6 protein-coding genes are annotated in these 6,163 nt (G+C 52.5%); 2 read left to right on the forward strand and 4 right to left on the reverse strand.

The genetic code is table 11. From position 1 onward, the window contains the following. Positions 1–119 precede the first annotated feature (119 nt). Together Poly59_RS28955 and Poly59_RS28960 are read left to right on the forward strand one after the other, a co-directional pair. The gene (locus tag Poly59_RS28955; protein ID WP_146537525.1) at positions 120–1,799 is read left to right on the forward strand and encodes a hypothetical protein; all 1,680 of its coding nucleotides are present in this window, start codon (positions 120–122) and stop codon (positions 1,797–1,799) included. 138 nt (positions 1,800–1,937) lie between these two features. Continuing rightward, positions 1,938–2,153, forward strand: coding sequence for a metallophosphoesterase family protein (locus Poly59_RS28960; protein ID WP_261343574.1), 216 nt, complete (start codon positions 1,938–1,940; stop codon positions 2,151–2,153). Positions 2,154–2,382: 229 nt separating this feature from the next. Here Poly59_RS28960 and Poly59_RS28965 read toward each other — a convergent pair whose 3' ends face one another. From Poly59_RS28965 to Poly59_RS28980, 4 genes are all read right to left on the reverse strand, one after another. After that, a complete protein-coding gene (locus Poly59_RS28965) occupies positions 2,383–2,898 on the reverse strand; it encodes a hypothetical protein (protein WP_146537527.1) in 516 nt (171 codons plus the stop codon). After that, the gene (locus tag Poly59_RS28970) at positions 2,895–3,863 is read right to left on the reverse strand and encodes a hypothetical protein (RefSeq protein WP_146537528.1); all 969 of its coding nucleotides are present in this window, start codon (positions 3,861–3,863) and stop codon (positions 2,895–2,897) included. Before Poly59_RS28970 ends, Poly59_RS28965 begins: the two co-directional genes overlap by 4 nt. A 2-nt stretch (positions 3,864–3,865) precedes the next feature. After that, complete coding sequence (locus Poly59_RS28975) at positions 3,866–4,831, reverse strand: DUF1573 domain-containing protein (protein WP_146537529.1); 966 nt, start codon at positions 4,829–4,831, stop codon at positions 3,866–3,868. 83 nt (positions 4,832–4,914) lie between these two features. After that, positions 4,915–6,048, reverse strand: coding sequence for an ISAs1 family transposase (locus Poly59_RS28980; protein WP_146537530.1), 1,134 nt, complete (start codon positions 6,046–6,048; stop codon positions 4,915–4,917). Between the last annotated feature and the right edge of the window lie 115 nt (positions 6,049–6,163).

Here is a 6,163-nt window from a genome sequence, read left to right on the forward strand (position 1 = left end):
CGCCTGGGTCATTGCATTTCGGTATAATGACAAAACGTCTTATTTGATCAATCGAACCGCACACTTTCTGCCCGACTGGCAATTCTGCCAACGGGTCTTTTCTAGTGAAGGAGTCGGTGATGAATAATGATTTTCAGCTTCGTTCGTTTGCACGTTTTCTCTACACGCAGAACCCGTTCTATCTGATCAGTTGTTTTCTGATCTTGTATGGATTGCAGATTGCGGCGGTCGCACACAGCGACCTGTTTTCGCGATCCATCATGTTGTCTGGCGGCATTGTCGCCTACACGTTACTGATGGCGGTGACTTGTGTCGCAGTCGTTCGGCTTTGCAAAGTTTGGGACGACGCGCGTTCTATCTTTTTGATCGTCGCCATCAGTTTTGTCGCGTTTTCAATCGGGCTCGATGAACTGTGCGTCGTCCACTGGAACAGCGCCGCGGTGATCATGGTTGCCGGCGCGGCATTGACGGTCGTTGTTACCGAGTCGCTATTGAGACTTTGTCGGTTGAAGTTTCCGTCCTGGTTTCGGTTGTCCTTTTACTTGTTGCTGGCTGTATTCTTTGCGACGCCGCTGGTTTTGGGTCGTGCGGTGGCTGAGGGCGAAGCCGGTTTGACGAATTGGGGCGCCATGCTGTTTTCGATCGCAATCGCTGCGGCGCTGTTGGTTTTGATCCCTGCGGTACGGCGAGGCGCGGAACTGGTCCAAGACAATGGTTCGCCTTGGTCGTGGCCGCTGTATCCCATTTCGCTGTTTGTGATCGTGGTTGTGCTGGCCGCCATCCGGTCCCATGCGATTTGGATGTCGTTCGGCTTTATCGGCGCACCGGTGCAATTCGAACCACTGCTGCTGTTGCCGATTGGGTTTGCGATTCTTGTGTTGCTATTAGAAGTCGATGCGCACAAGAAATCGCCAACCTGCGCGGAGCTGGCGATGTTTTCGGCACCGCTGATGCTGCTTGGAAGTTGGTCGCCGGGACGAACGAGTCACCTGCCATTCCTCAGTGATCTACGCGACGCATTCGGTTCAACAGGAACATTTTGCATGGTGCTGGTCGCGTTATTCTACGGCTACGCTTGCCTGCGCCGTGTGCCGCTGGCAAATCGCGCCGCGATTGCCGCGTTGATGATGATCAGCGGATTCGGAACCGTACCACCCGCAGCCGAAGCGGTCGGTGTGCGATCATGGATGTTCGCGTTGCTTGCGTCTGCCATTGTCTTGATCATGTGTTTGAAGACTTGGCGTTCCGACCAGTTGTGGATCGCGTTTGCTGGGATCACCACCGTGACAATCGCGATGGCATTTCGAGCCTACGGCGAACGAGAGGCCGGGCGGGTCGTTAGCGGCGGGTTTGCGATTGCTTCGATGATGACGATCGGCGCGGTGTTCGATGGAGAACTCGCCGAATTTCTGAGATTCATTTCGGGCATTGCCGGCGTCATCGCGACGGGCGGTGTGGTGACGTGGCATTTCTGGTCCGCCGGTGCCGGTGGCCAAGCCCCGGTAGCGATGATTGTTTTGGGCGTCGCCGTATTCGTCTCGCTCGCCTATTCCGTTTTGGTGCGACGAACGGGATGGTGGTACGTGGCCGGATTCCAAGCGGCGTGTCTTGCTGGACTTCTGGGAACGGCCGCGTATCGAAGTGGTTCCTTTCGCGGTGCAAACTTGCCAATCCAGTCCGGCTTGGCGTGTTTTGTTGTCGGAGTCACGATTACGTCGTTAAAGACGGGGGTTCATCACCGTCTGGGACGTTTGGACGGCGAAGAAGAGGGGCCACCGCTGTTCCTCAGTGGCTTCTGAAAATAGAATTGACCACAGGCGATTTAAGCGATCGCCGCAGTGAATCTTCGCGACGAGTTGTCGGCTGTGATTCGGTGAACGGCGATTCAATTGACTGCGGCGCCCCAACGAACCTAGGACGGAACCATCTTCAAGTTCATTCACACCGCGGACATCCACCTGGACAGTCCGCTTCGGGGCCTGGCAAGCGACGGGCCCGTCGACCAAATTCGCGGCACCGTGCGCGAGGCGCTGACAAGTTTGGCGGACTTGGACGAGCGTGAAAAAGTCAACTTTGTTCTGGCTGCCGGCGACATCTACGACGGAACATGGAATACAGCCGACACAGGAATGTACGTTTTTAACGTGGCTTGACCGGCTCCAGACAGCAAGCATCTATCTTTACGCGATCAGCTGCCACGATGATACCCGATGAAGTCGGGTTCACGATTCCATATCCCTCTATCTTTCAGTTCAGCGATGTCCTAACAGCCAAATCGATACCTGACAACTCGTTCACCCGATTGACCTCTTCCCGCCAACCAGCGACAGGAAACCAAGGATCGAATGGGTGACGAATGCGAGGTCAGGTTCTTAGGCAAGCTCACTGCTCTTCGCCGTAACCATCGTCGTCGCCAGCGCCATAATTCGGATCCCAAAACTCTGGGTCGCAGACCCATGTCGGATCAATTCGTACTGTATAGTCGGTCCACTCATGTTCAAGCGAACGCACACAACCGACGTAAAATTCGTCAGTACTGGCATTGTAGATCCAGTCACATGCACAGCTCCCTTCCTCCATGCATAGGTTATAAATATCTATGTTCGAAATAGCGTTATGATAGGACGTTTTTCCAAATTGGAATCCCGATGACACTCCATTCGTGTAGTCCCAGTCGGGGCCTTGATCTGCGAACCACTCAATAACTCCTGCGCAAGCGTCACTGAGCGGGTCATTTGGATCGTTGTTGCACGCTGTAGGACAAGATTGCAGGTCCCATGAATTATCCCATGGATCACAGCCTTGGGTGTCGCAGTAAAAGTAGTAGCAAGGTCCGCCGCCCTGAGAAAATGCGTTCAGAGGGACCATCAAAACGAACAAGAGAGTTAGAGACTTCATTCTTCTTCTCCAAAATCTGCCAGTCGGGCAGGACGAACGCTCGCCCGCTGCCAATCCTGGTCGAATAAAACACGGACGGGTTCGCGCCAGTCCTTGAGTTCCAAATCAACAAGTGAAATTCCATTTAACGATTCGCCAATTCTCCACTCGAGCTCTAAGTCAAATTGCGTGGTATCGCGTTGATTGAGAGAAAACAGAGTTGCTTCCATTGTCGTTGGCACATAAATAGGACCAACCTTCTTCCATGACGTCCGAGTGAATGAAGCTACGACGCTGATGTCTTTCCGCACGTCAATGGTGTGACGCACTTCTGTTGGCATGTAGCCTGACGTACGCTCAAAGATAAGATCTACGGTTCTGGGCATCTGATGATCGAAACGCATCCGAGCGACCACATCCAACTCTTTGTTGTACTTCGCGTAAAGTAACACCGCATTCTCGCGAAGAAAGGATTCGATTATCCGTTTTGGCGTACCTCCCGCTTTGAGTGAGGTAGCCATTGACAGTGATTGATCGAGCGGTCTAAGAGGCACCAGATCCTGTCGGATCTCGTGATATTCCTCCTCGCTATCAAATTCCTTGGTTGGGCGATCCGTGTACGGCATTCCACGTATTGAATATTTTCCATTGTCCACGATTCGCTGTCGCCACCTTTCAAGCACGACCCCATCCCCTGTTGGCATCGTGATTGAGTTGGCATCGAGTTGCTTGGCTGACGATTCTTTGGCGCCAATCCAAATGACCGAATGTGTCTGGAATTGTTTTCCATCGGTGACAACTCTTGTTCCGTTGGCGACGAATGCGAACCTTCCATCTTCCAGCTTGTCCTGGTTAACCATGAAATCTCCGACGATTTCATAGAATCGACCAGTTGTATCAGTATCGACCTCCGCAGAAGAGCCATCTTCTGCACGGGCCAATAGGGACATGCTTAGCAGCATGCCAAAGGTTAAGACGTATCTCATGACTATCGATCCCGAAGATTTACCATAAACTGCATATCGCCCAAAGTCATTGTGCCGTTGGCCCCATCAAACGGACGTTCCGTCACGATGGTGCAATCAGCCACCGCCGCGCGGCCGCGTTTGCTTAAAATGGCGTTAAACTCAAGTGTTTCAGACGCTAGCTCCAGAGAACCTTTCAATTCACTATCCGTTACGGATGGTATGTCGCCAATCATCAGCAAGCGGAAACTAGACGGATCACCCTTTGATACAAAAACATTCGTCGTTGCCAGACGCACAAATCCCTTTCGCACGACTTTGATTTCGATGGGCGTTAGCTCTTTCTTGCCGACCCACGGTATGAACCGATTCAACACCTGCGCGCTCAACGACGCGGTTGCAACCGTGAAGGAAACGACATCCCCTTCAATCGAAGTGCGATCGGCTTCACGTCCAGCCACACGAAGTCTTAACGACTTCGGATTGATGGAACGGTCGTTCACCCTTAACGCAAACGGCACAGATGTTTTGTCTTTATCAAGCTCTAAGATTGACTGAACTGCGGACACCCGCGTCTGAGACACTCCCTGGATTTTAAAGGGATAACTTCCATTGTCCGTTTTTATGACGACTTGAACTCCAAATTCATTTGGCTTGCTTATAGCTATTTTTACAAGAAGTTCCGTAGATTCGCCACTCGCTATTATTGAGTCGCGTGGATAGGCCGCTGTGCATCCGCACGTGGTTTTGAGAGTTTGGATCGTAATGCTGTGGCCAAGTTGGTTGTTAACCCGAACCCTCGTTGTGATAGTCTCATCAACAAAACTGTCAGCGGCCTCTAGCACCGGTGGCGGTGCAGGAAATTCCGTGATGGAAACTTCGCCGAGCATCGGAAGCTCGTCTCGCTCGGCCACGGAAAGCTTGATTGTTTCTTCCGAACAAACGGGGGTTGCCAATAAGATTGCAACTAGCACCGAAGCAACTTTCATCCTGATCTCCGTTTGTGGCTCGCTACCTGACCGTTAAATGGTTTTAAGCGTGGCAGGGGGGGGGGGGCAGGGCAATCGCACGTTCAAGTGCGGTTAAATCCGGCGTAAATGCCATCCAGGACGGCGTCATCCCATCCCGCTCGCATACGTTTGCCGCGAATGTTGTCTTTCACAGTAGTGTCGCGTTGCAGAATATTCAGTGCCATGCGACGAATCGCGGCTGAAATTTCCGGGGATGTTCCACGTCGGATTCGGCTGGCGTCTTCGGCAAAAGTTACATCCAAGACATAGTGCTCACTGTTTTCGATCTTCCAATGGTCTCGAATGAATTTGCTCAGGCGTTTCACTTTCGGTGGCAAGCTGCTGATGAAGAACATCGTTTCATCGTGCTCGGCGACGTTACCTTCGCGATGACGGTAGATCATGCCAATCGTTTTGGCTCCCGCCCAATCGTCGAAAATCTCATCGTCGTCGATCGCAATGCAGAAGTACTCACGCCGTTCTTCGCGTCCATGAGACTTCTCAACCGTCACGTGACGTCGCAGTCCCTCAACCTGGTTGTCCAACTCTCCGTACGCAACAAAGCGTTTACCGATCGCTTCGGCAAGTTTCTGCTGGTTTCCTTTAACGGTCAAAATGTATTCCGCTTTCTTGTCAGTGATTGCCTTGGCAGTTTCCTTTTGACAGTGCATCGCATCGAGCGTGATCACCGCACCTTCGATCTCCATCAGCTCAAGGAGCTTTGGTACTGCGGGAATCTCATTGCTTTTATCATCGACCGACAACTGCCGAATGACCAATCGCGTCTCGGAAGCGAACGCGGTCATCGTGTGCAACGGGCTTTGGCCAGCGGCACGATCAAACGATCCACGAAGAACCTTTCCGTCGATGGCGACGCCCTTACCTCGAAGCGAACCGGCAAACTGATCGACCCAGTGGTGCATCGCGGTGAGAAATTCATCGGTATCGAGTCGACTGAAGACCCGTCCGAGCGTGTCGTGACTGGGTACGCCGTTATCCAATTTTGTGTAGCGGCGAAACCACTTGATCTTTCCATTGGCGAACCGCTCGACATCAGTCCAGCTGTTGGCACCACAGATCGTCGCAGTGAGCGTAATGAAAATCATTTCGAGCAAGTCATGGTTATGGCCACGCTCAAGGCGTGGGTCGGTAACATTTACAAAGCTTTTGGAAACAATGGCTGCTGGTCCGTTCATCGCTTGGCACCTCCGTGCGGGAAACACGCCACTCAACAACGAGCGGCTTGACTTCAGCGATGACAACGCAATCCTTGGACCGAAACGAAATCAACGTGCGATTGCCCTGGCCGTA

It is taken from the genome of Rubripirellula reticaptiva (assembly GCF_007860175.1).
In the GTDB taxonomy this organism is placed as follows: Bacteria; Planctomycetota; Planctomycetia; order Pirellulales; family Pirellulaceae; genus Rubripirellula; species Rubripirellula reticaptiva.